The organism is Lysobacter sp. Hz25, assembly GCF_046097045.1.
GTDB lineage: Bacteria > Pseudomonadota > Gammaproteobacteria > Xanthomonadales > Xanthomonadaceae > Lysobacter > Lysobacter antibioticus_B.
Map to the genome: position 1 here is coordinate 1,007,581 of NZ_CP175666.1, position 22,821 is coordinate 1,030,401.

The following is a 22,821-nucleotide window of genomic DNA, read 5'->3' on the forward strand; positions in this document are numbered from 1 at the left end:
GTCACGCCGCCGCTGCACAGCAAGCGGCGGTGTATGAGTCGAGCCAAGAATGGATTCAATCGCAGTCAACAAGGAGAGTCAGCAGTGATCAACAGTACGATGAAGGTATCGTTTGCCGTGGCCATCAGTGCCATCAGCGCATTTGCAACGCCCGCACAGGCCGCGTCGCTGGACCCCACGTTCGGTTCGGCAGGCATCACCTCCACCGCATTCGGCAACTACGGCGCCGCGGCCCGGGTTGTCATCCAGCCGGACGGGCGGATCGTCGCCGCCGGCCAGACCGCACTCGGTGAGTTCGCACTGGCGCGTTATACGACCAGTGGCGTTCTGGATACGAGCTTCAACGGTACCGGCAAGGTCACCACCACGCCATCGGGCAGCTGCTCGGGACAGGCGCGCGCGCTCGCCCTGCAGGCGGATGGCAAGATTGTCGTTGCAGGTACTTCGTGTCCGAACTTCACGTCCACCCGCAACTTCACCGTTTATCGCTACAACACGGACGGTTCGCTGGACACCACCTTCGGCAGCTCGGGCAAGGCGACCGTCAATTTCTACGCGGGCGCTTCGGAAGCCAACGCCGTTGCCGTACAGGGCAGCTCGATCTGGGTTGCGGGCTATGCCGGTTCCGGCTTTGCGCTGGCGCGCCTTACCAGCGGCGGGACCTTGGATTACAGCTTCGGCAGCGGTTCCGGCACCGTCACCTCGACAGTCGGCACCGGCTCTGCCTTCGCCAACAGCCTGGTCATCCAGGCGGATGGTAAGCCCGTGCTGGCCGGCTACGCGTCGAGCGGCGGCACTGTGTTCGCGTTGACGCGTTACACCACGAATGGCGCGCTGGACATCACGTTCGGCACCGGCGGTAAAGTCCTGACCCATGTGGACGGCACTTCCAGCGGCAACTCCGCCATCGCCACTTCGCTCGCGATTCAAAGCGATGGCAACATCGTCGCCGCGGGTTACGCGAAAAGCACGAGCGCCGGCTACTACCGATTTGCTGCGGTTCGTTACACGAGCACCGGCGCGCTGGACAGCTACTTTGGATCCGGCACCGGCAAGGTCCTTACCGCCATCGGTAGCGGCGATGCGATCGGCAGCGATGTCGCCATCGACGCCAACGGGGGAATCATTGTCGGCGGCTACTCCAAGGCGGGCAGCTACCGCCAGTTGACCTTGAATCGTTACGACCAGTACGGCAACCAGGACGGCAGCTTCGGGCCCGTCGCCACCACCGTCGGTAGCGCGAATGCCGCTGTTCAAGGGCTTGCCCTGCAAGGCGACGGCAAAATCGTCGTAGCGGGCTATGGCAACTCGCCGGCGACCTTCGTTGTTGCGCGCTATCAATAAACTGCCGCTCGAGATTGCCATCTTCAACGGTGGCATCAGGAACAGTCCCTCTCGCCCGATGCGGGGGAGAGGGACTCCTGGGAAAGCCCATGGCTGTGTGCGGCCCCTGTAGGCGTTAGTTGGGCGCACGGCCGTTGTCGGTAACCAAATGGGGCTCGGTGGAGCCCCATTTCCTTTTCCGGCAGACGGCTTGCGACCGATAGCAGCTTCGCAAGCCCCGGTTTGTCCAGCCATGTCGAAGGCATCATTCGTCAACCGAAGTCGATTCCGAATTGCTCAGATCCCCGTAGGCTGGAGCGTGGCTGAGGCGTACCGTGGAACCGACGGTGCCTGTCTTCCTGGCCGCCTCATTGCCGGGGTGAGAGAAGCGGGTGCGTCGGTCCAGCGACGTATCATGGCCGTTATGCAGCGGGGCATTGGCCCAACCAGGGCCGCCCACGACCCCGAGTGGACATAATCCGAGATCTCGTATTCCCTCCAGCAATGATCCTCTCGACGCTAGTTCGCTCCCTGGAAATCGACCCGGCCTGGCATCCCCGGGGGCAGCCGCATATCAGCTCGGCCAGCGGCCTGGCGATCGTGGGCGACTGGTTCTACATCGTCGCCGACGACGAGCATCACCTGGTCGCGTTGCGACGCGCCGATGTGGAAGCCGGGGCGTTGCGGATGCTGCCGCTCCTGGACGCGCGGCTGCCGACGGATCCCGCGGAGCGGAAGCGCCGGAAGAGGGACCTGGAGGCGCTCTTCCATGTGCCGGGGAACGAGGGCCGTGCGCCGATGTTGGTTGCCTGGGGCTCGGGTTCGCGCGCGCAACGCGACTTCGCCTATGTCGTCGGTCTGGCCGCGAACGGCAGCGTTGAGGGCGCCGCGCGAGCGGTTTCCCTGGCGCGACTGCATGAGGCGCTGCGCCGTCATGTCGGAGAGTTGAACATCGAGGCCGGGCTCGTGCAGGGCGACGACTTGTGCTTGTTCAGCCGGGCGAACCGGAACGCTCCGGTGAACGGATGCTTTCGCCTCGACCTGAGCCTGACGATGGGTTTTCTAATGGCCGATGAGGGCGCGGCAGAGGTGCCGCCGGTGCGTTTCACCGAACTCGATCTGGGCCGGATAGGCGAGGTGCCTATCGGCATTACCGATGCGACTCCTCTCGAGAACGGCGGCTGGCTGCTCAGTGCCGTGGCGGAAAATACCTCGAACGCCTACGACGACGGCCGATGCGCCGGGGCCGTGTTGGTGGCCTGCGAGCCGAGCGGCAAGGTGGCGTGGACGGGCCAGTTGGATGGCGGCTACAAGGCGGAGGGAATCGCTTTCGATGAGCAAGGCAGGCTCTGGCTGACGACCGATGCCGACGACCCCGGCGTGCCATCAGGGCTCCGCCGTCTGCGATGGCCTCCGCCCGGGTACCACCCGCAGGCGCGGTAGCCGTCGATCGACGAGGTCGCAGGAGCCTGGCGGGATCGCGCTATCCGTGGCTCGACTTGGACACGAGGTGCAACGGAATGATCAAGCTAGTCCTCACCACGCTCTTCTACCTCGCCAGCTGTGCCGTCCTGTTTGCCGCGCATACGATCGCTTCCGGCGTACTGGCCAGTTATACCTCGGCCTATCCAGCCTCTCTGGGAGGTCATGCGCCCGCGTTCTCGCTCACGACCGTCTGGCTGATGCAGAACAGCGCGCTGCTGTGCTTCGGCGCGCTGCTGGTGTCGGCCGCGCTGGCATTGCTGACTTTGCTTCGCGCCAAGCCGCGCGAGTCCAAGCTGTACTGGGTTTCGTCGCTTGCCATCGTCAACTACCACGTCGGCGTGTTCCTGCTCGGGGCCGTGGCGGTCGGGTTCTTTCTGTTGCCGAAGCTTGCCAATAGCGTCTGATGGATCAGTGTTGATGCCGTGGCCGCGCACCAGTCGCAGATTCATGGTTCAGCCCGCTGCTGGCGTGGTCATAGGGCCAATTTCGAACGGCCGGCGCCCCGCACCGAAACAGTCACAAACGCCGGAGACTGCCGCGAGGTAGCCTGTCCCCATGGACTCCCTGATCGCCGCCTCCGCACGCGCACTCGCCGCCGGCGATGCGCTGGGTGCGCTCAAGCGGGTCGCGCTGCGCGACGATCCGCCGGCCTTGGCCTTGCGCGGCATCGCCATGGCCCAACTGGGGGATCATCCGCGCGCCCGCGAGCTGTTGCGGCGTGCGGTGCGCGGTTTCGGCAGCCACGAGGAATTGGCGCGGGCGCGTTGCGTCGTGGCCGAGGCCGAGGTGGCGCTGGCGATGCGCGATCTCGGCGGTTCGCCGCGGGCCTTGACCGCCGCGGCGGCGACCTTGGAGGCGCGTGCCGATCGCGCCAATGCGCTGCAGGCGTGGTTGATCGCGGCGCGCCGTCTGTTGTTGCTCGGTCGGCTCGATGAGGCCGCGGCTGCGTTGGCGAAGCTCGACGCGCAGCCTTTGCCGGCGTCGCTTGCGGCGATGGCCGAGCTGACTTCCGCGGAGTTGTCGCTGCGTTCGCTGCATACCGAGGTCGCGCGCGCGGCGCTCGATCGCGCGCAAGCGGCGGCCGCTCGCGCCGGCGTGCCGGCGTTGTCGGCCGAGGTGAGCGAGGCGAGGCGGGCATTGGATCGCCCCGCCGCTCGCCGACTTTCCGCCGACGGCGAGCAGGCGCTGCGCCTCGACGAAGTGGCCGCACTGATGGAGACGGATGCGCTGGTGGTCGACGCTTGCCGCCGCGGCATCCGCGCCGGCGGGTCATGGCAAGCGCTGACGCGGCGGCCGGTGTTGTTCGCCTTGGCGCTCACACTCGCCGAGGCCTGGCCGGGCGATGTCGAGCGGGAAGTGCTGATCGAGCGTGCATTCCGCACCCGCCGTCCCGACGAGACCCATCGCGCGCGGCTGCGTGTCGAGATCGGCCGCTTGCGTTCGCTGGTCGGCCGCTTCGCGCAAATCGAGGCGAGCGCGCGCGGCTTCGTCCTCAAGCCGCACGAGGGGCGCGCTGTCGTCGTGTTGGCGCCGCCGATCGACGGCGAGCAGGCCTCGCTGCTGGCGCTGCTTTCCGATGGCGCGGCTTGGTCGACTTCGGCCCTGTCGCTGGCGCTGGGCGCCAGTCAGCGCACCGTCCAGCGTGCGCTGGCCGAGCTCGAAGCCGCCGGACGGGTGCGTTCGATCGGCCGCGCGCGGGCGCAACGTTGGCTGGCGCCGCCCTTGGCCGGATTCACGACGATCTTGTTACTCCCGGCCGCGCTGCCGATTGAATAGAGTCGTTTGCAGGCGCCGACCCGACTTGCGCCACGAGGAGCCAGCGATGAGCAGCAACGCAAACAAGCCCGGCAGCCGCCCGGCCACCACGCGCGCAGCGCAGGTCGTGCGCGAGTACGGGCCGTTCGGCGGCACCGAGCGGGTAGGCGGCGTGACCTACGACGGCCGCCGGGTATGGGCCGCGACCGGGGCCAAGTTGGTCGCTTTCGACCCGGCCAGCGGCGAGCCCATGGATTCGCTCGACGTCGCCTGCGATGCAGGCACGGCCTTCGATGGCACTTACCTGTACCAGATCGCGGAGGCCCGCATCGACAAGATCGAGCCCGCCACCGGCAAGGTCGTGGCCTCGATCCCGGCACCGGGCAACGGCGGCGATTCCGGGCTCACCTGGGCCGAAGGCAGTCTGTGGGTGGGCCAGTACCGCGATCGCAAGATCCACCAGGTCGACCCGCAAACCGGTGCGGTGATTCGTTCGATCGAATCCAATCGCTTCGTCACCGGCGTGACCTGGGTCGACGGCGAGCTGTGGCATGCCACCTGGGAAGGCGACGACAGCGAGATTCGCCGCATCGACCCCGCCGACGGCACGGTGCTGGAGTGCCTGGAGCTGCCGCCGGGCGTCAACGTCAGCGGGCTCGAGTCCGATGGCGCGGACCTGTTCTATTGCGGCGGCGGAGGCAGCGGAAAAGTCCGCGCCGTGCGACGTCCGGGACGCGCCGCGGCCTGATCGCAGGCCGCTGGTCCGCCGTCGCGACAGGCGGCGGACAGCGAAGCGGCATCGCTCGCTTGGCCTGCCTCGAGCATGAGGCAGTGCCGAAGCCCTTCAGCCGACGCCGAAGCGACGCTTGCTGACGAACTCAGCGCGCAGGCCGAACACGCCTGTGCCGATGGATGCGTTCGCCCCGACGACCGAGCACCCGACACAACCGCCACGCCTCGCGGGGTGAGCGGTGCGTTGATCGAAATCCATGCCATTTCAACATCAATCGGCTCATCGAGCCTGGGAGCACGCCATGAACACCGTCACTGCCGAATTGAATGCCCTCCATCACCGTGTCGTATCCAGGGACCGCTGGACGGCCGAACGCATGAAGTTGCTGGCGCGCGAAAAGGAGCTGACGCGCCTCGGCGACGAGATCGCCGGCGCGCGACGCGCGCTGCCCTGGGTGCGCGTCGACAAGGACTATGTCTTCGATACCTTGCAAGGTCCGCGCAGCCTCGCCGAACTGTTCGACGGCCGCCGTCAGTTGCTGGTGCAGCACTTCATGTTTGCGCCGGGTTGGGAGCAGGGCTGCAAGAGCTGTTCCTACATGGCCGACCATAACGACGGCGCCAACCCGCACCTGGCGCAGCGCGACGTCAGCCTGGTGGTCGTCTCGCGCGCGCCGCTGGCCGATATCGAACGCTTCCGCCAGCGCATGGGCTGGAAATTTTCCTGGGTGTCCTCGCACGGCAACGACTTCAATCATGATTTCGGCGTCAGCTTCACCGCCGAGGAAGTCGCAAGCGGCGAGGTGCCCTACAACTACACCGTGCAAGCGTTCCCGCACGTGGAAGCGCCCGGCGTCAGCGTGTTCTATAAGGACGAGGCGGGCGAGGTCTTCCATACCTATTCGCGATACGGACGCGGCGTGGAGGTGATGATGGGCGCCTATCCGCTGATCGATCTCACGCCCAAGGGCCGCAACGAAGAGGCGTTGAGCTATCCGATGGAATGGGTGCGGCACCACGACCGCTACGAGCCCGCATCCGCGACAACGCCGGCGGCCGCGCCCGGTTCGTGCTGCCAGACGCACGACTGAACCCGCCGAACTGAGTCCGCCGATCTGGCTTCGAGGAAGGCGTCATGGCGAGTCTGTGGCCGTGGATGGTGGTCGCCGGCCTCGGCGCCCTGCACGGGTTGAGCCCGGCGACCGGTTGGATGTTCGCCGCCGCTTGCGGCGTGCGCGACAGGACCCAGGTCTGGCGCGCGCTGTTGCCGATCGCGATCGGCCACGTGCTGTCGATCGCGATCGTGGCCTATGCGTTCGCGCAGGGACTGCAGATGGATCGTGCGCAAGTCCAGGGCGTCGCCGGCGCCCTGCTGCTGTGCGTGGCCTCGTATCGGTGGCTGCGCGGCGCCCGACAGCGCGCGCCGCGCGACCTGCGTGTCGGTGGCGCCGGCATCGCGCTCTGGTCGTTCCTGATGGCGACCGTGCACGGCAGCGGCTTGATGCTGGTGCCGGCCTTGGTGCCGATGTGTTTGTCCGGCAGCCCGGCGCGTGAGATCACCGCGTCGGGTTCGTTGCTATTGGCCTTCGCCGCCGTGGCTTTGCACATGGCCGCGACCCTGGCCACCACCGGCGTCATCGCCGCTGCGGTGTCGCGCGGCATCGCCGCGCAGGCCCATCGTCTGAGCGGCATGGACGCCGGCCGCGTCTGGGCCGCGATATTGGCAGTCACCGGAGTGCTGTTGATGGCGTTGCGCTAGGTTTCCGGCAGGCTCTTGGTCGTCTTGCAAGACGCCAGATGTTCGTCTGCAAGTGCCCCGATGCGATTGCCGGCCCTGGTTTGCTGGACATCCGTATGTTCAATAAGCTCTCGTCGGGGCAACTGGAGCAGGAACGGGATGAGTCCAGAGATCGAAGAAGAGAATGAACTAGTACGTCAGATTCGCGCTGGATTTCGCACGGACGCAGAGCGAACGGACCGATGCCTCATGGAAAGAGGTTGCACCGGGTCGGACCTCGAAGCGAATCCATATACCTGGATAGAAGCATTCGCCGACAGGACGACCGATGCGGTTCGCGAACGAAATTCGGATGTCGTTGAAAGACATACCGGTTTCATGGCCGAACAGTATCAATCGGGTTCAAGCCATATACGGCAACTCATCGATGTCGCTTATGCGGAAAATCTGATGTGGAATGTCGAAGACCACGATAAGGTTTGGGCATGGCCTTACATTTCCCCAATGATTCGACAACTGTATGTCGAGATGTGGGGTTCGCCCTGTCCGAAGGGTTGAGAGGCCACGAAATCTGATCTGACTAAGCATGCCTGTGCTCGATTGGCGCCTGTTTTGAGCTTTTAGTCAGGAATGCAGGGGGGAAAAAAGTCGAATCTCGTTCGCCCGCCGACGCAAGGCGGCGAGCTCGATACCTGCAGTTAGTTGCGTAGCGGACGACTCTGTGTCGTAGGTCCTCATGCAGTCGGATGCGAGGCGTGCGCTTTCACAACGCGACGGCCTCTGCGTTTCTACCGAGCGAGCCCGTGTCGTCGCGCGACTCCGTATTCCAATCCCTCGATGATGGGACGGTGCGACGGCGGCCGCTTCGGATCGCTGCGCACCGCAAGAGCGATGCGTCCTGTGCGGCATCCGGTTTCGATCGCCGATTCCACGACCCGACAGGTAGCCATCATGAGCAGAATCATCTACACCGGTGCGCCGAACAATCCGCACTGGAGCACCAACCAGCCGATTTTTCTCGGCGCGCAGTACCAGGCCGGACCGGTCGCGGTCCGCCAGATCGCCAACTTCGGCGCATCGGCGGTGGCCGCCATCCTCGGCCCCGATCTGATCATGCCGGGGCAGCAGGGCAACAACCTGCCGACCGCCGGCGGTGCGCCCTGGGATCAGTTATTGGCCGGCGGGCCGCCGCTGACCTTCACCCAGGACAACGTCAACACCTGGATCCGCGGGCACATGATCAACGGGCGTTGGGGCGGCCCGGGCAATACCTGGCAGAACCTGGTGCCGCTCACGACCGGGGCGAACGCCAACCATGCGACGGTCGAGGCCTATATGGACGCCTTCCTCGCCGCGAGTTACGCCTACGAGACCGGCGGCCAACGCGATGCCTGGTACGGCCTCTACTACTGCGTGCAAAGCTCGGTGAATCCGTTCTCGGATGCGACCATGACCAACAACCAGAACCTGTATTCCTATGCGCCCGAGTTCATCCGCATCCTTTGGCGCGCGGTGAGGATTCTGAAGCCGGTCAACGTATCGACGGCGACGGCCGCCGCGAACATTGGTGCCTACCCGATGAATGCTGTGGCGGCTTTCCCCGCGGGTTTCGTGGTGCCGCCGCTGCCGAACGCGATGAACGGCACGGCGACCCTGCCCCCGGGCAATGCCGCCGGCGGCGCGGTGCTCGGCGCGGCCCCGGGCAACTTCCCCGCCGCGCAAGGGAACGGTTTCGACGGCGGCATCGAAGTCCACCAGAACTGAGCTTGCCAAGGCGATCTCGCAAACGCAAAGCGCAGCCGAATCAGGACATCGCGTCCGATGCGGTGCGTATCCGGGCAGGCCGTCGCCACTCGACGGCCTTGCATCCATCTGCGAGGGCTTGAAGCGACCTGCGCTGCGGACACCCGCCCAACGTGAGAGTAACGTGTCGGTTGCGTATCCGGTTCCGATGCCCGGGTCCACGACCGACAGGAAGCCCTCATGAGCAGGATCGTCTACACCGGTGCGCCCAACAACCCGCATTGGAGCACCAACCAGCCTATCTTCGTCGCGACGCAATATCGGACCGGGCCGGTCGCGGTCCGCCAAGCCGCGAATTTCGGCGCCACGTCGGCTACGGCCGTGCTCGGGCCGGATCTCATCATGCCGGGGCAGCAGGGCAACAACGTGCCGACTGCGGACGGAGCGCCCTGGGACCGGTTGCTCGCCGGCGGGCCGCCGCTGACGTTTACCCAGCACAACCTCAACACCTGGGTCCGCGCGCACATGCTCAACGGGCGCTGGGGCGGCGCCGGCAATAGCTGGCAAAACCTCGTGCCGCTGACTGCGCCGGCCTACGCGAACCAGGCGACGGTCGAAGCCTATATGGACGCCTTCCTGGCCGCGAGTTATCAGTACGAAATCGGCGGCCAGCGCGACGCCTGGTACGGCCTCTACTGCTGCGTGCAGAGCTCGGCGAATCCGTTCTCGAATACGGCTACGACCAACACGCAGAACCTGTATTCCTACGCGCCCGAGTTCATTCGCATGCTCTGGCGGGCGGTGAGGATCCTGAAACCGGTCAACGTATCGACTGCGACGGCCGCGGCGAATCTCGGTACTTACCCGATGAGCGCGGTCGCGGCCTTTCCCGTGGGTTTCGTGGTGCCGCCACTGCCGAGCGCGATGAGCGGCAAAGCGGCACTGCCGTCGTGCAAGGTCGCCGGTGGTGCCGTGCTCGGCGCGCTTCCGGGCAATGTCCCGGCCGCGCAAACGAACGGCTTCGATCGCGAGATCGAGATCCACCAGGCCTGAGCGAGCTCGGCCGTCCGGGTGAACAGCGCTGCCGCAGGCCCCTGCGGTGGCGGTAACGACTCGGGCGCTGCGTTGTGCTGCAAAGGCTTCTGCAACACCGATGGCGGAAACAAGCCACACCGTGCGAGGCATCAAGGCGCGCCGGGAATGCGCGCCGCTGGGTCATATCCGGCCGGGCTTAGCCCGCGCCCGTTTCACTTCTTCTTTTTCTTCTTCGCCTTGCCTTTAGCCTTGGCCTTCTTCTGCGCTGCCTGCTTGGCGCGCACGCTTTCGATCTCCGCCGGCAGCTCGCGCTGCAGCAGGGCGAGAAACTCCGTGACCGGCTTGCTGTCGATCGGCTTGCCGTCGAGCGTGGTCGCAGTGACCCGGGTGGTGGTGCGCTTGATCGTGTCCGACAACAGCACCGATTTGGTCAGCGCCATGAACGCGACCCCGCGATAACGCAGACTGTAGATATCCATGATCTGCGCCCGGCCTTCGTACTCGACGCCGGGCGTTCGTACCGCGATCTGGCCGAGCGCGTTCCAGGTGTCGAGCTTGTCGGCCTCGATCAGGAACTCGCCGGGTGTGACGCTGGGCGGCAACGGCGCTTCGATCGGCAGCGTCTTTTCGGGCGTGCGTTCATTCGGACCGGTACGGCATCCGCCGAGCAGCAGCGCGAGCAGGCACAGGCAGGCGAGTTTTCTGGTCACGGCGTGGCATCCATTGAAACCGAAAGGTAGCCAGCCCTTGGGCATCGAGCCGAGGGCAGGCGGACAGATTAATCGCATGCCGGCGCGGCGGGAGCCCGGGTCATACGAAACTCTTGTCCCGGTTAAGCAGGGCCAAGCGTTTCGCTGTCGGCGATGAACAGGGTGCGGATGCCCGAAGCGTTTCCTCGACGACCGAGTGTTCATCAAGTCTCGCCCGGCGTGGCGTGGGCGGCAGCAGGCGGACGCGGCGGCCGGGCGCTTCGAGTTGCGAGCATGTTATGACGATGGTGCGGCGGCGGCTGTCATCGCGGTCGGCCCCTGCGCAACGCTCGATGGCAGCGGTCGTGAAGCTTGACGGGCTGTGCAGTTCAAGCGGTGCGCGCTAAGTAGACTCGTTATTCCATTAAGGGGCAGCCGATGGAATATCTGAAGGCGCTGGCGGAGTTCGGCGTTTGGTCGGCGATCTATCCGATGGGCGTATGGACGCTTGCCCTGGTCGGCCACGATGCGCTGCGGCCACTGCGTTCGAGCCCGTTGTCGGTGATCTGCGTGGGCAGCGCCAGCCTGACCCTGCTGCTGATGGCCTTGGCCGTGTCGGGCATCTTCGTCCCGGTCGCCATCGGGGCCGCCGGTTGGGCGGTGTTGGCCTGCTGGAGTTGGGGCGCGCGCCCCTGGAACAAGATCGTCGCGGCCGGGAAAAACTGGAAAGCGATTCTGCTGTCGTTTCGGTTCCGGATGATTCTCATTGCGGCGATCGTCGCCGCCGCCGGTTTTTTGTATGCGTTCTTTCCGAAGGAGAGCCTGCTCGGCGAACGCGACGAGGGTATCTACGCCCAGCATGCCCTGCACCTGTTGCGTACCGGTGGCTCGGCGATCGATCTGGAGCGCATGGGCCTGGCCCGGGAACCCGGCATCCTCGCCATCGCGCAGGGGCGAGCGGCCGAACTGCCGGGCATCTATCCGACCGGCTCGCATTGGACGTTCCAGTTCTCGGCCGCCACGCCGGTATGGATGACGATGCTGGCCTCGTTGCTGGGCCCCATGGGCATCTTCCGCTTCAACGCCTTGCTGGGGATAGCCAACTGCCTGGCGTTCTATGCCCTGGCTGCGCGCTTTCTGCCGCCGGGACGACGCCTGTGGGCGGTGGCCGCGCTCGCGGTGTTCGCGTTCCAGCCGGCGCAGGTGTGGGTGTCGCGCAATACGCTCAGCGAGCCCTTGTGCGCGTGGTTCCTGCTCAACGGCGTATTCACGGCGATGATCGCCCTGAGCCGCGGCTCGCACGCCATTGGCCTGGTCGCCGGCGGCCTGATCGGCATGGCCACCTTCGTGCGCATCGATGCGGTGGTGTTCCCCTTGGCGATCGCGGCCGCGTCGCTGGCCCTGGTGGCGGCCGGGCGCCTGCAGCGCGGCAGTCGCGTCGCTGCGGCCCTGCACGCGGTCGCTCTGGGTTGTTATTTCGTCAATGCCGTCGCCTTGCTTTACTTCGGCCTGTTCGTGCGCACCTACCTGACCGGGCTGGCCGACCTGGTGGTGCCCGCCGTCGCGGCGACCGCGTTGTGCGGCATCGCCACGGTGCTGCTGGGCCGTCATCCGGGGCTGAGGCTGTCGACGCGGCATGCCGCGCGACTGGCCTGGCCGGTCGCGATCGGCTTCATCGCGGTGTTCGTCTACGCGCTGTGGCTGCGCCCGGACATGCAGCCTTATGCCTTGATCGAGTCCAAGCTGGTGCCGCAATTGAACGGCACCCGCGACTATCGCGAAGTCAGCCTGATCAATCTTTCGGCGTACCTGTCCGGAGCGGTGGTGCTGATGGCCGGCATCGGCGCCTCGCTCGGCCTGTGGCTGGCGCTGCGCAAGAAGCTGAGCCCGGCGAACGTATGGGCGCTGCTGTTCCTGTTGATCCCGATGGCGGTGTATCTGTGGCGGCCGATGATCTCGCCCGATCACATCTGGGCGGCGCGGCGCTGGGTGCCGGCGGTGTTTCCGGCCTGCATCCTGTTGGCCGCGTTCGCCGCGTCTCGGCTCAACGCAGGTTTGACCCGTCCGCAGCAGAGCGCGGTGGTCGTGTTCAGCATGGTCGCACTGACCATCAGCCTGCTCTCGCGGCAGCGCGAGACCCTGTTCCTGCGCGAAGACGCGCAGATGGTGGCGCAGATCGGCGCGATCGCGCAGGCGCTGCCGACCGATCGGATCAGCTATGTCGTAGGCTCCGGTCCGTTGACCAGTGCGTTGCTGACGGGCTTCGGCCGCAGCGTGGCGCAGCTGACGCCGGCTGCGCCTCCCTATACCGCCGCCAGTCTGGGTTTGGCCGCTTCGTGCACGGGACCACGTCGTTCCTGTTTGATCGTGCACCCGCGGGTGCAACCGATCGAAGGGCCGCAGGCCCAGCCCCTGGCCGATGCCGCGATCGTCCGGGTTCGCCGCAACACCGCCTTCGTCGCGCCGGCCCGGGGCACGCACGAAGAACGCAGCGAGTGGCGCATCACCAGGGTCGGCGAATGAACTGACCCGCTATCCGTCCGACACCCTGCGCCCGGAACGGCGCGACCGGCCAGGAAGCGCCGGCAAGCCCGCTGCGGTGGACCGCCGCAGCATCTGTCAGGAGATCGTCATGACCGCACGCAGGTTTCTCCGCGCCGATGGCGCCGTCGGCGGCAAGTTCGATGGCACGGCCGATTCCGCTCCGATCGCGATCGTCGGTGTTCGCGAAACGCGCAAGGCCATCAAGGTCGTGATCCAGATACCTTGTCGCGATGAAGCCGATCAGTTGCCCGGCACGCTCGCCGATTTGCCGTCCGCCCTGCCGGGGGTCGATGAGGTGGAATGGCTGGTGATCGACGACGGCTCGACCGACGAGACCGTATCGGTCGCGATTGCCCACGGCGTGCATGCGGTGCTGCGGTTGCCCGAGAACCGAGGGCTGGCGCGGGCCTTTTCGGCGGGGCTCGAAGCGGCCTGCCGACGCGGCGCCGACATCATCGTCAACCTGGATGCCGACAATCAGTACGACGCCGGCGCGATTCCGGCCCTGGTCGCCGCCATTCTGGCCGGACAGGCGGATATCGTGGTCGGCTGCCGGCCGATCGAACGCATCGACCACTTCCCATGGTGGAAGAAGCGGCTGCAGCGTTTCGGCAGCGGCGTCGTGCGCCTGATCTCGGGCCTGCGCATCGACGACGCCACCAGCGGCTTTCGCGCTTACAGTCGCGATGCCGCGATGCGATTGAACATCTATTCCCGCTATACCTATACCCTCGAAACCCTGATCCAGGCCGGGCAGACCGGATTGCGCGTCAAGGGCCTGCCGGTCGAGGTCAATCCGCCCACGCGTCCCTCGCGCCTGATCCGCAGCGTGCCGCGCTACGTCGGCCGTTCGATGCTGACCATCTTGCGTACGTTCCTGACCTATCGGCCGCTGGAGTTCTTCCTGCTGCCTTCCGCGGTGTGCGCGACGGCCGGCATCGCCATTGGCGCATCGTTCGCTTTCGATTATCTGCGCGGCCAGGGCGAGGGCCACGTGCAGTCCCTGATCCTCGCCGCGATGCTGATCCTGATCAGCACGATCGGCGCGGCCCTGGGCTTGCTCGCCAACCAACTCGCGGTCAACCGGCGGTTGCTGGAGGAGCAGCAACAAAGCCATCGTCGCAGCGAATGGCGCCCGAACGCTTGAGTGCGTTGTGGTACATCACCCGCAAGTTCCTCCCCGATCGGGGAGGCATGCAGCGCTTGAGTTTCCACATCGCCGACGAACTGGCGGCCTTGGCGCCGCTGACCCTGGTGCGCTGGCGGCGCGGGCAGTGGGGCTTGCCCTTGTTCGCTGCCTGGGCCTTGGCGCGCTTGAGCTGGGGGCTCTTGCGCGGACAAGTGAGGGTGCTGCTGATCGGCGACCCGGTCTTGAGTTTCCTCGCGGTGCCGGCGCAGTGGGCCGGCGTGCCGGTGGCGGTCGTGGTCCACGGCCTCGACGTCACCTACCCGCATCGGTTCTATCGCGGATACCTGCGCAGGTTCTTCTGGCGGCGGTTCGACCTGTACATCTGCATCAGCCGTTTCGTCCAGGGCGTGTTGCGCGAGCATGGCGTCGACGAGGCGCGCTGCGCGCTGATCCACCCCGGTGTCGGGCCGCCGCCGTTCGCGGCGCCGGTTCCCGCACGGTCCGAGCGGCGCCTGCTGATCCTCGGTCGGTTGGTGCGCCGGAAGGGTGTGCTCTGGTTCGTGCGCGAGGTGATGCCGCGGTTGGGGGAGGCGCACGCGCAATGGCATCTGGACGTCGTCGGCGATGGACCGGACCGCGCCGACCTGGAAGCGGCCATGGCGCAGCACGGCCTGGGCGAACGCATTCGTCTGCACGGCGACGTCGACGAGGCCACTAAGTTTCGCTTGCTCGCGCAAAGCGATCTGGTGCTGATGCCGAACCTGAGGGTCGAAGGCGATCCGGAAGGCTTCGGCCTGGTTGCGTTGGAAGCGGGCATGAGCCGGCGCTATGTACTCGCCGCCGACCTGGAAGGCCTGCGCGATGCGGTCTGCGAGCCGGACACCGGCCTTCTGCTGCCGCCCCAGGATGCGCAGGCCTGGTGCGAGACGCTCGAACGGCTGTGCGTCGATCCGATGGTTTTGCGCGAACTGGGCGAACGAGCGCAAGCGCATGTCGCGGCCCGATCTTCCTGGGCCGGCATGGGCCGCCGTTATGCCGAACGGCTCGATGAACTGGCGTAACCCGTTCTCGGGTTACGGCAGGATGCTGGGCCTGGCGCTGGGTTTGGCTGCCTTCGTCCTGGTCGCGCTGCAGATATGGCAGCGGCACGACGAGCTGCTGCCGCTGTGGCGGCGAATGGATGTCGCCCACATCGCCGCGGCGTTGATCCTGTGCGTGCTGGTGCAGGGTTTGTTCGGTCTGAGCTGGCACGTGCTCGCGCGCGGACGCGTGGAGCGCGCCAGTCTCGTCGCCGACCAGTTGCGCTGGGGGCAGAGCCTGATGGCGAAATACCTGCCGGGCAAGATCTGGCAAGGCGTCGCCCGCGGCGCGTTGTACGGCGAGGAGCGCCATGTAGGCGCGGTGTTCGTGTTGTTCGTGCGCGAGCAATTGCTGTCGCTGGGCATCAGCGCCCTGATCGCCGCCGCGTGCGCGCCGGCGGCGCTGCCGGCCACGCTTGGCTGGTGGTTTCGGTGCGGTTTCGTGGCGGCCGCGTTCGTCTTGACGGCGATCGCGGCGCTGAGACGGTTGCCGGCGGCGGTGCGTGTACGCCTGCCGGCCTCCCTGGCGGCATGGAACAGCGCACCGCCGGCACCTGCCGCACTGCTGCGCGCGTGGCTCGCGCAGTTCGCAGCTTACCTGGCGATGTGCGCCGCATTCGCGACCCTCGCAGACGGCTTCGGCTTGCAATTGGGATGGCTGCAGTTGTCGGCCGCGCTGTGTTTCGCCGGCTTGGCGGGTGTCGCCGCCCTGTTCGTCCCGGCCGGATTAGGCGTGCGCGAGGCCGGGCTGTTCTGGTGCCTGAGCCCGGCGCTCGGCCCGGGCAATGCGGCGATGCTGGCGGTGGCTTGGCGCGTGGCGATCACGGCCGGGGAGGGGAGCGTCGCGCTGCTGGCGCTCGCTGCCGGCAGTCGCCGGCGCTGAGCGTCTTGTTCTTTCGTAAAGCTCCGCCCGCGGCTGCGGGCGGAGACGATTCACCGACGGATCGGAACTCAGAACTCTTCGGTGGGCGTGTGCCCGATGAACAGCGGCGGGTTCGAGCCGTTGCCGCTTTCACAGGCCACCGCGTAGGACAGGGAGAGCGCCAACAGGCCGCGCGATTCGACCTTGAGGACCCACAAGCCGTTGACGCCGTTGTTGCGCGTGCTGCGTTCGCCCAGATATACCTTCTGGAACGAGCTGATGTTGTTGCCGCCGGCGACGACGTTGCCCTGCGGATCCTCCAGGCGCATTTCCAACTGCGAGGCATTGGCGCCGGTGATGCGGCACTGCACCCAGTCGGGATGCTGCAGATACAGGCCGAGCTGGTCCTGGCCGCTCAACAGGCCGAGTATCCCGCCAAGCGGGCTGCTGGTGGATACGCCGACCTTCTTCGAGCGCAGGTCTTCCGGGTCGCTTTCCTTGGCGATACGGAAGTCGCCGTCGAAATTGATGTTCTCCTGCACCGTGCAATAGGCGACGAAACCAGGATTGGAGCCGGCGGTGGTCTCGCTGAAGGTCGCCTGCACGTTGCTGTAATCGCCGGCCGGTGCGCCGACGCCGGCGAATACGTCGAGCACGCGCAAGGTGTCGTTGGCGGCAAGGTTGGTCACTTGCGGATTGCCGAGCAACGAACCGTTGGCGGTCTTCAACGACCAGCTGACGGTCACCGCCTCGCCGACCGAGCCGATGAAGCAGTTGGTCTGGTAGCCCGGTGAGGCCGCCTGCCGACGCAGGCCCGTGGCGCTGGACGTGCCGGGGCCTCCGATCAGCGAACCGATCTTGTAGCCCTCGACCGAGAAGCCCTGGCCGCTGACGGCCTGGATGCGGGTATAGGCCGAGATCGGGATATTCTCCGGGCTCTGCTCGACCAGCGAGAGCTGACCGTAGTTGCTGGTTGCCGCAGGCGTAATGCCGCACAGCGTCGCCAGCGATCGCTCGACCACCGTGCCGGCCGGTACCGTCAACGAGGTGCAGGGGCGAGGGCCGGGCAAGGGCGTGCCGGTGGCGCCGTAGTAGGTGACCTGCACGTTGGCGTCGGAGCTGCCGCCGTTGCGCACGAACACGGTCGTGGCATAGCTGCCGCTGTTGACTACCAGCGGTACCCGGATCGTCGTGCCGTATCCATCGTTGCTTTGCGCCAGAGCATTACCCCCTAGCAATGCGGTGGCCAACAGAAAAAACTTATAGGCTTTCATAGTCGAAATCCTCTCGTCCTTAGTGCCATGAGCGCGCTCATGGATCGTCGCTCCAACCCCACGTGGGATCCCATCCGCTGATGGGACGTTCGGTCCAACGCTCCGCTCACCGCCACCGACTGCCGGCAATGGGCGCGAGTTTCTTCATTGGTTGAGCAAGGCTTCCGGGAAAGGTTTCTTGCCTGCGACCACGGCGGCGATGTCTTCCTCGCTCATCTCGTAGATCTTCGCCACCGCATCGGGCCGCTCGCGCATTTCCACGAGCAGCTCTTTCTTGAGGCGTTCGCGCGCACCCGGCGACAGGCTCAGGCCCTGGTTGTAGACGATGGGATGCGGCTTGCCATCCGGGCCGATATAGGTCTGCGGCGGTTGCGCTTGCGGCGCTGCGCTGCGCACGCGCTCTGCCGCGATCGCCTCGGTGCGGCGGATCGCAACCGTTTCGGCGTCGGTGGAGTGGGCCCCGCCGGAGGTGCTGGGCGCTGCGCCGATGGCGCTGTCGGCCCTGTGCGTTCCGGCATCGGAGCGGGTATCGGGAGTGTTCTTGTTCCATAGCGGCCTGACTGCCAAGACCGCGATAGCGAAGACTGCACAACCCAGCAGCGCCGTAGGAAGGCGCTTCGTTGCGGCCATGGCCACCCCCTGTTTGTGGTTATCGACCGTCTCGTATCTCGGTTCGAACTCGAGAGGGTCGATGCGATTCCAGCTCGATAACGGCCCACGTTGTATCGCTTCAACTCAGTGAATAACGTGACCCGCTGCGGTAAACGGACGCGCGAACGATGACTGTTTGAATCGCGGCCATGTAGTGCAACCGCGGACTCATGAAAAACGAGGTTCTAGCCGTGTACGTTTCTTCACGCGAGCAAAGCGCGCCGCTGCGGCGTGTATCTATTTTGCAACGTCGCGATATGTCGAAGCGCGTGGGCAACGGCATCGGCAATCGCCGAGTCGGTTGCGACATCGCCGGATGATCGGCGCCGCCATCGCGACGACGAGCGGCGTTGAATGTCGACGCCTTTTGTGCTCGCGATTCGATCGGCGCCGGGGCGCGGAGCGGCTACGCGCAATCGGATCGAACCGCCGTTCGGAGCTCGGCGTGGGATTACGCCGGGGTGTCCGTTGCGCTCGCGGCCGATAGCTTCGACCGTGTGCAGGTCATTGTCGGTTCATCGGTTTTGCCGACCGGCGAGACGGCGCACTTCGCGCTCGTGCCGTCGTCCGCGCGAGTGGACGCGATGCGCACCGCCGAGCGCCGTTCGCGATCCTCGGCGACCGAGGTTCGCTGCTATGATCCGCGCGGGGATGCGGGCGCTTCGAACGTCGATGCACGGACGCGAGTCCGTGCCTGCAGCATGGCCGCCCCGGGCCGGAACTTTTTGAACGAGGGGCTGTATGAGCAAGGACGTTCTGTTTTCCTTGATGTGGTTTGTCGCCGCGACGGCATCGCCGTATGCGATGGCGCAACAGGGCGCCGAGACGGATGGCCGAACGGCGGCGGTGGCCGCCGCCGAAGCGGCTGCGGAAGCGGCCGAAGCCGCCAGGGCGCACGCGACCGCCGCTGCCGAAGCCAGCAATGCGGCGGGCGCGCCCAGCGTGCCGAAGTTGAACATCCGCTGGGACTGCGGTGAGTGCGAGCACAACGACAAGGTGCCGCCGCTGATCGAGCAGGCCTACGCCGAACAAGCCAGCGAACATTCGCTGCGCGTATCGGAGACCGACGTGGCCGATGTCGCGATCATCGATATCCGCCAGCGCCCGCCCGGCGTGCGGGTGATGTTCGGGATCATGGCCGGTCGCGATCGGCTCGGCTTGCGCGTGCGCCATGCAGGTAAGGAGTTCGAAGTCTCCGACACCTCGTCCAACATCGTCATGGGCCTCAACCATCTGTCGGCCTCGGTCGGCAAGAGCGTGTTCGAGGAGCTGACGGTGGCGACGGAGAAGTAAGCCGCCGCTGCGAGCATGGATGATCGACAATTGCTGAATCGAACGAACGAAGGGCTCCCACGGGAGCCCTTCGTTTTGGCGCGGTATCGGTGGCTTCCTCCGCTTCGTCGACTCGCAGGAAGTCAACGCGTCGGACGTATGCTCGACGAGGCCCCGATCAATGCCCGGTTTCGAACACGCCGGCGCCGACCAGTTCGCGCACGATGGATTCGATCGCCTGTTGGCCTTTGACCGAGTTGCCGGCTTCGTCGAGCGGCGGGGCGAAGCCGGCGATGGCGAATTTGCCGGGCGCGACCGCGACGATACCGCCGCCGACGCCGGACTTGGCCGGCAGGCCGACGTTCCAGGTCCAGGCGCCGGTGGTTTCGTACAGGCCGGTGGTCGACATCACCGCGAGCGTCCGCTCGGCGGTGTCGGAGCCGACGATGCGCTTGCCGGTGACCGGGTTGCTGCCGCCGTTGGCCAGGGTCGCGCCCATTACCGCCAGGTCCTTGGCGGTGACGTTGATCGAGCACTGGCGGGTGTAGAGGTCGAGCGCGACTTCCGGATCGCCGTCGAGCGTGCCGTAGCCTTTCAGCAGGCGCGCGATCGCGCGGTTGTGTTCGTTGCTGCTGGCTTCGGATTCATAGACGACTTGATTGAGGCTGAGCGTGCGGCCGGCGTAGTCGTTCATCAGCTGCGAGATCGTCGCCCAGCGCGCCGCCGGTTCGGCCGGTTCGATCCAGCTGTCGATGGCGATCGCGCCGGCGTTGACCAAGGGATTCATCGCCGGCTTGGTCTGGGCGTGCGCTTCCAGCGCCAGGATGGAGTTGAACGGCATGCCGGTCTGGTTGACGCCGATCTTGTCTTCGAGCCACTGCTCGCCTTTCTTCTCGATCACCCAGGAGGCGGCGAAGGGCTTGGAGACCGATTCGATGGCGAATTCGACGCCGGCGTCGCCGATCGTGTAGACCTTGCCCTGCACCGTGACCACGGCGATGCCGAACAGGCCAGAGGGCACTTCGGCCAGGGCCGGGATGTAGTCGGCGTTCTTGCCCGCGGTGTTGCCCTTGGCCGCGGCATAGGCCTTGTCGACCGCGGCCTTGATCCGCGCCTGCGACGGAATGTCGGTCGCCGCCTGTGCCGACCACGGCCCGATCAGCAAGGCCAGCGCGCAGACCAGCGCGGTGCGGGTACGACGGGCGCGCGGTGCGGGGCGAGCGTAAGCGGTCATGCGGCTTCCTTGGTCTGTGCGATCGGAACGCGGCGACGCGGAGCCGGCGGCTCGGTCGACACGCAGGCAGTGCGGGAGGGCGCGCCTCGCGCTTGCGGGCACGAGCCGGGGCCGCGCGGGCTGGGGACAGGGTAGACCAACCGATGGGCGATCGTGCGCTCGCCGGGATGCGGTGGCCGCGTTGCTCCGACCCGGGGAGGTCGGAGCCATGCCGGTAAGGCGGGCGGGCGCGCTCAGGCGACCGCTGCCGCCACCGTGTCCTGCTCGGGCGTGGACAGCATTTCCTTTTCGTAGCGCTGCATCAGCCGGTACAGGCGCTCGGCGGTGTCGACGATCTGCGCATCGGTGTACGGCGGCGGCAGCGTCGGGATCGGCGTCGGGAAGCGGGCATCGGTGACCAGCAGATTGGTCAGCTCGCAGCCGTCGTGTTCGAGATCGTAAAGCTCCCATTGATCGGCTTCGACGCCGCTCGGGTCCCAATAGCGCGCCAGCTTCCACTCGCCCGAACGCACGCAGCGCACATGGTTGGGCTGGCGCACCGGCCCTGGGGCGAGCTGCGGCACCGGGCCGTTATAGGGCAGCGGGCTGCTGCCGTCGCGCACCACCTCGACCATCTCGAGGAAGGTCTTGAACTCGCGGTCGGAATGCAGCTGATGCGGGTCGAGGTGGCCGCGCAGGCGTTCGGTGATCTCGTCGTCGGTGGCGAACAGGATGCCTTCGCGCGGACGGCCGTCGGGCTCCTTCGGCACGCTTTCGCGGCCGTGGATCACCGCGCTCAGGTCGACCCCGGGGAACGGCGGCACCGGGCGCGTCTCGCGCAAGGTTTCGCGGATCCGCGCGACTTCTTCCTCGCCCACGCCGGCCAGGCCGAGCAGGGTCGGCACGATGTCGACATGGCTGGTCAGCGCATCGATCTGGCGCATGTCGGCATCCGCATTGACCCGCGGCGAGTGGATCACCACCGGCACGTGCAGGGCTTCCTGATAGGCCGTATGCCATTTCTCGATCATGTAGCCGTGCGCGGCGCCGTACTCGCCGTGGTCGGCCAGGAACACGACGATGGTGTTCTCGCGCTGTCCGGATTCGTCGAGCGCATCCAGCACCCGCTTGATGTGTCCGTCGACCAGGTGTTGCAGCCATGCGTAGTACTGGACGAAGCGCAACGCGGCCTGTTCGGGGTCGCGGGTGAGCTGGAACGGAATGCCCGCGGCGAGTGCGGCGTTGACCGCGTCGAGGCCGGCCTGGTCCTGCGCGGCGAGCCCGCTCTTGGCGGCGAGGGCCAGGCCCATCTTGTAGGCGTAGTCGAACTGGCAGCTCGGCTTGTTGAGCAGCGCCTCGTCCATGCTCGGCGGCACCTTCGCATTGTCCTGCGGAAATCCCTGCGGGTTGAGCTCGAACTGCAGGCTGCCGGCGGTCGGCGGATTGCTGCGCGTGCCTTGCGCCGGCACCGGCAGCGGGCCGAGCGGCGGCGCGTTCGGATCGAGCCCGCGCGGTAAGCCCGGATAGGTGGCGATGTCGTGCGGATTGGCGAACGAAGCGACCGCGAGCCAGGGCTTCGGATCGGTGCCCGGATCGGGCGAGAGCGGATGGCTTTGATCGTGTTGCGCGAGTTTGCGGTTGTACGGCAGGCCCAGTCCCTGGCCGCGCAGGAAGCCGCAGACCAGGTCGCAGAAGCCGATGTCGCGGTAAGCGCCGAGGTTGTTGATGCTAGAACCGTGCGGCTCCGGCCAGGACAACTCCCAGTCGTCGAATCCGTACTCCTGCAGGCTGTGGCCGGGCGGATTGCTGACGTGCCACTTGCCGAAGTAATGGGTCTTGTAGCCGGCGCCGCGGAACCAGTGGCCGAGCGTCGGAATGCCGTCGGCAGCGAGCCAGGGAAACGCGGCGGCATCGCCGTTCTTGAACAAACCATCGGTCTGGGTCACGCCGGTGCGCGCGCCGTATTGTCCGGTCATCAGCGCGGTGCGGCTGGGAATGCAGGCCGATGACGCGATGGTGTGGCGGCGCAACACCACCGAGTGCTGGCGCAGCGACCACAGCCCGGGAAAGAATTCGCGATAGGCGTTGTCGGCTTCGGGTTCGCCCTGGAAGCCCACGATCTCCTTCAGGCCCGGCGCGAAGCCGCCATCGGGGCCGTAAGCGAAACGCGGGAAACGCAACTGGTCGACCAGGATGACGAGCAGGTTCGGCGGGCCGGGCGGGGTAGGCGAGTGGGGCATGGCGTCCTCGTGGCGCTTGCGTATGGCGGGAGGGACGCCCGGGTCGGGTCGATTCGA

At 66.5% G+C, this 22,821-nt stretch carries 21 protein-coding genes; 15 read left to right on the forward strand and 6 right to left on the reverse strand.

The annotated features are described in order from the left end of the window. Window positions 1–84: 84 nt before the first annotated feature. The 5 genes from ACKN61_RS04175 to ACKN61_RS04195 all read left to right on the forward strand — a co-directional run bounded on the left by ACKN61_RS04175 (window position 85) and on the right by ACKN61_RS04195 (window position 5,311). A complete protein-coding gene (locus ACKN61_RS04175; protein ID WP_408952433.1) occupies window positions 85–1,344 on the forward strand; it encodes a delta-60 repeat domain-containing protein in 1,260 nt (419 codons plus the stop codon). 483 nt (window positions 1,345–1,827) lie between these two features. Beyond that, window positions 1,828–2,766 (forward strand): DUF6929 family protein, encoded by a 939-nt coding sequence (locus ACKN61_RS04180; RefSeq protein WP_408952434.1) that lies wholly within the window; start codon window positions 1,828–1,830, stop codon window positions 2,764–2,766. Between the two features lie 77 nt (window positions 2,767–2,843). Continuing rightward, on the forward strand, window positions 2,844–3,212 hold the full coding sequence (locus ACKN61_RS04185) for a hypothetical protein (protein ID WP_408952435.1): 369 nt from the start codon (window positions 2,844–2,846) through the stop codon (window positions 3,210–3,212). Window positions 3,213–3,363: 151 nt separating this feature from the next. Beyond that, window positions 3,364–4,584, forward strand: coding sequence for a helix-turn-helix domain-containing protein (locus tag ACKN61_RS04190; RefSeq protein WP_408952436.1), 1,221 nt, complete (start codon window positions 3,364–3,366; stop codon window positions 4,582–4,584). A 46-nt stretch (window positions 4,585–4,630) separates the two neighbouring features. After that, window positions 4,631–5,311: a glutamine cyclotransferase gene (locus ACKN61_RS04195; protein WP_408952437.1), complete on the forward strand. Its 681-nt coding sequence runs from the start codon at window positions 4,631–4,633 to the stop codon at window positions 5,309–5,311. A gap of 96 nt (window positions 5,312–5,407) precedes the next feature. Here the strand turns inward: ACKN61_RS04195 and ACKN61_RS04200 are convergent, their stop codons facing one another. After that, on the reverse strand, window positions 5,408–5,554 hold the full coding sequence (locus tag ACKN61_RS04200) for a hypothetical protein (RefSeq protein ID WP_408952438.1): 147 nt from the start codon (window positions 5,552–5,554) through the stop codon (window positions 5,408–5,410). A gap of 43 nt (window positions 5,555–5,597) precedes the next feature. Here ACKN61_RS04200 and ACKN61_RS04205 point away from each other — a divergent pair, with 43 nt between their 5' ends. From ACKN61_RS04205 to ACKN61_RS04225, 5 genes are all read left to right on the forward strand, one after another. Then, window positions 5,598–6,386 (forward strand): DUF899 domain-containing protein, encoded by a 789-nt coding sequence (locus ACKN61_RS04205; protein ID WP_408952439.1) that lies wholly within the window; start codon window positions 5,598–5,600, stop codon window positions 6,384–6,386. A gap of 44 nt (window positions 6,387–6,430) precedes the next feature. Next, entirely contained in the window at window positions 6,431–7,054 is a 624-nt protein-coding gene (locus ACKN61_RS04210) for a hypothetical protein (protein WP_408952440.1), read from the forward strand. 138 nt (window positions 7,055–7,192) lie between these two features. Further along, entirely contained in the window at window positions 7,193–7,591 is a 399-nt protein-coding gene (locus tag ACKN61_RS04215; RefSeq protein ID WP_408952441.1) for a hypothetical protein, read from the forward strand. 393 nt (window positions 7,592–7,984) lie between these two features. Further along, the gene (locus tag ACKN61_RS04220; protein ID WP_408952442.1) at window positions 7,985–8,797 is read left to right on the forward strand and encodes a hypothetical protein; all 813 of its coding nucleotides are present in this window, start codon (window positions 7,985–7,987) and stop codon (window positions 8,795–8,797) included. Between the two features lie 219 nt (window positions 8,798–9,016). Next, window positions 9,017–9,829: a hypothetical protein gene (locus ACKN61_RS04225; protein WP_408952443.1), complete on the forward strand. Its 813-nt coding sequence runs from the start codon at window positions 9,017–9,019 to the stop codon at window positions 9,827–9,829. 194 nt (window positions 9,830–10,023) lie between these two features. Here ACKN61_RS04225 and ACKN61_RS04230 read toward each other — a convergent pair whose 3' ends face one another. Further along, window positions 10,024–10,521: a hypothetical protein gene (locus ACKN61_RS04230; protein ID WP_408952444.1), complete on the reverse strand. Its 498-nt coding sequence runs from the start codon at window positions 10,519–10,521 to the stop codon at window positions 10,024–10,026. A gap of 417 nt (window positions 10,522–10,938) precedes the next feature. On the opposite strand from ACKN61_RS04230, the gene ACKN61_RS04235 reads away from it, so the two are divergent. From ACKN61_RS04235 to ACKN61_RS04250, 4 genes are all read left to right on the forward strand, one after another. Further along, the gene (locus tag ACKN61_RS04235; protein ID WP_408952445.1) at window positions 10,939–13,023 is read left to right on the forward strand and encodes a hypothetical protein; all 2,085 of its coding nucleotides are present in this window, start codon (window positions 10,939–10,941) and stop codon (window positions 13,021–13,023) included. A gap of 109 nt (window positions 13,024–13,132) precedes the next feature. Beyond that, window positions 13,133–14,191, forward strand: a complete 1,059-nt coding sequence (locus tag ACKN61_RS04240) for a glycosyltransferase family 2 protein (RefSeq protein ID WP_408952446.1) — start codon at window positions 13,133–13,135, stop codon at window positions 14,189–14,191. Continuing rightward, the gene (locus ACKN61_RS04245) at window positions 14,173–15,234 is read left to right on the forward strand and encodes a glycosyltransferase family 4 protein (RefSeq protein ID WP_408952447.1); all 1,062 of its coding nucleotides are present in this window, start codon (window positions 14,173–14,175) and stop codon (window positions 15,232–15,234) included. The genes ACKN61_RS04240 and ACKN61_RS04245 overlap by 19 nt, the downstream gene beginning before the upstream one ends. After that, complete coding sequence (locus ACKN61_RS04250) at window positions 15,221–16,135, forward strand: lysylphosphatidylglycerol synthase domain-containing protein (RefSeq protein WP_408952448.1); 915 nt, start codon at window positions 15,221–15,223, stop codon at window positions 16,133–16,135. The genes ACKN61_RS04245 and ACKN61_RS04250 overlap by 14 nt, the downstream gene beginning before the upstream one ends. A gap of 68 nt (window positions 16,136–16,203) precedes the next feature. On the opposite strand, the gene ACKN61_RS04255 is transcribed toward ACKN61_RS04250, so the two are convergent. Together ACKN61_RS04255 and ACKN61_RS04260 are read right to left on the reverse strand one after the other, a co-directional pair. Beyond that, complete coding sequence (locus tag ACKN61_RS04255; protein WP_408952449.1) at window positions 16,204–17,388, reverse strand: hypothetical protein; 1,185 nt, start codon at window positions 17,386–17,388, stop codon at window positions 16,204–16,206. A 144-nt stretch (window positions 17,389–17,532) separates the two neighbouring features. Beyond that, window positions 17,533–18,018 carry a hypothetical protein gene (locus ACKN61_RS04260; protein WP_408952450.1) on the reverse strand — a complete coding sequence of 162 codons (486 nt, stop codon included), beginning with the start codon at window positions 18,016–18,018 and terminating at the stop codon, window positions 17,533–17,535. A gap of 762 nt (window positions 18,019–18,780) precedes the next feature. On the opposite strand from ACKN61_RS04260, the gene ACKN61_RS04265 reads away from it, so the two are divergent. After that, the gene (locus ACKN61_RS04265) at window positions 18,781–19,332 is read left to right on the forward strand and encodes a hypothetical protein (RefSeq protein ID WP_408952451.1); all 552 of its coding nucleotides are present in this window, start codon (window positions 18,781–18,783) and stop codon (window positions 19,330–19,332) included. A 157-nt stretch (window positions 19,333–19,489) separates the two neighbouring features. Here the strand turns inward: ACKN61_RS04265 and glsA are convergent, their stop codons facing one another. After that, a complete protein-coding gene (glsA, locus tag ACKN61_RS04270; protein WP_408952452.1) occupies window positions 19,490–20,545 on the reverse strand; it encodes a glutaminase A in 1,056 nt (351 codons plus the stop codon). A 233-nt stretch (window positions 20,546–20,778) separates the two neighbouring features. Continuing rightward, complete coding sequence (locus tag ACKN61_RS04275) at window positions 20,779–22,764, reverse strand: sulfatase-like hydrolase/transferase (protein WP_408952453.1); 1,986 nt, start codon at window positions 22,762–22,764, stop codon at window positions 20,779–20,781. Window positions 22,765–22,821 lie beyond the last annotated feature (57 nt).

Coding starts and splice junctions, on each gene's coding strand:
- ACKN61_RS04180 (WP_408952434.1), top strand. CDS start 1,828: ATGATCCTCTCGACGCTAGTTCGCTCCCTGGAAATCGACCCGGCCTGG.
- ACKN61_RS04185 (WP_408952435.1), top strand. CDS start 2,844: ATGATCAAGCTAGTCCTCACCACGCTCTTCTACCTCGCCAGCTGTGCC.
- ACKN61_RS04190 (WP_408952436.1), top strand. CDS start 3,364: ATGGACTCCCTGATCGCCGCCTCCGCACGCGCACTCGCCGCCGGCGAT.
- ACKN61_RS04195 (WP_408952437.1), top strand. CDS start 4,631: ATGAGCAGCAACGCAAACAAGCCCGGCAGCCGCCCGGCCACCACGCGC.
- ACKN61_RS04200 (WP_408952438.1), bottom strand. CDS start 5,554: ATGGATTTCGATCAACGCACCGCTCACCCCGCGAGGCGTGGCGGTTGT.
- ACKN61_RS04205 (WP_408952439.1), top strand. CDS start 5,598: ATGAACACCGTCACTGCCGAATTGAATGCCCTCCATCACCGTGTCGTA.
- ACKN61_RS04210 (WP_408952440.1), top strand. CDS start 6,431: ATGGCGAGTCTGTGGCCGTGGATGGTGGTCGCCGGCCTCGGCGCCCTG.
- ACKN61_RS04215 (WP_408952441.1), top strand. CDS start 7,193: ATGAGTCCAGAGATCGAAGAAGAGAATGAACTAGTACGTCAGATTCGC.
- ACKN61_RS04220 (WP_408952442.1), top strand. CDS start 7,985: ATGAGCAGAATCATCTACACCGGTGCGCCGAACAATCCGCACTGGAGC.
- ACKN61_RS04225 (WP_408952443.1), top strand. CDS start 9,017: ATGAGCAGGATCGTCTACACCGGTGCGCCCAACAACCCGCATTGGAGC.
- ACKN61_RS04235 (WP_408952445.1), top strand. CDS start 10,939: ATGGAATATCTGAAGGCGCTGGCGGAGTTCGGCGTTTGGTCGGCGATC.
- ACKN61_RS04240 (WP_408952446.1), top strand. CDS start 13,133: ATGACCGCACGCAGGTTTCTCCGCGCCGATGGCGCCGTCGGCGGCAAG.
- ACKN61_RS04245 (WP_408952447.1), top strand. CDS start 14,173: ATGGCGCCCGAACGCTTGAGTGCGTTGTGGTACATCACCCGCAAGTTC.
- ACKN61_RS04250 (WP_408952448.1), top strand. CDS start 15,221: ATGAACTGGCGTAACCCGTTCTCGGGTTACGGCAGGATGCTGGGCCTG.
- ACKN61_RS04255 (WP_408952449.1), bottom strand. CDS start 17,388: ATGAAAGCCTATAAGTTTTTTCTGTTGGCCACCGCATTGCTAGGGGGT.
- ACKN61_RS04260 (WP_408952450.1), bottom strand. CDS start 18,018: ATGGCCGCAACGAAGCGCCTTCCTACGGCGCTGCTGGGTTGTGCAGTC.
- ACKN61_RS04265 (WP_408952451.1), top strand. CDS start 18,781: ATGAGCAAGGACGTTCTGTTTTCCTTGATGTGGTTTGTCGCCGCGACG.
- glsA (WP_408952452.1), bottom strand. CDS start 20,545: ATGACCGCTTACGCTCGCCCCGCACCGCGCGCCCGTCGTACCCGCACC.
- ACKN61_RS04275 (WP_408952453.1), bottom strand. CDS start 22,764: ATGCCCCACTCGCCTACCCCGCCCGGCCCGCCGAACCTGCTCGTCATC.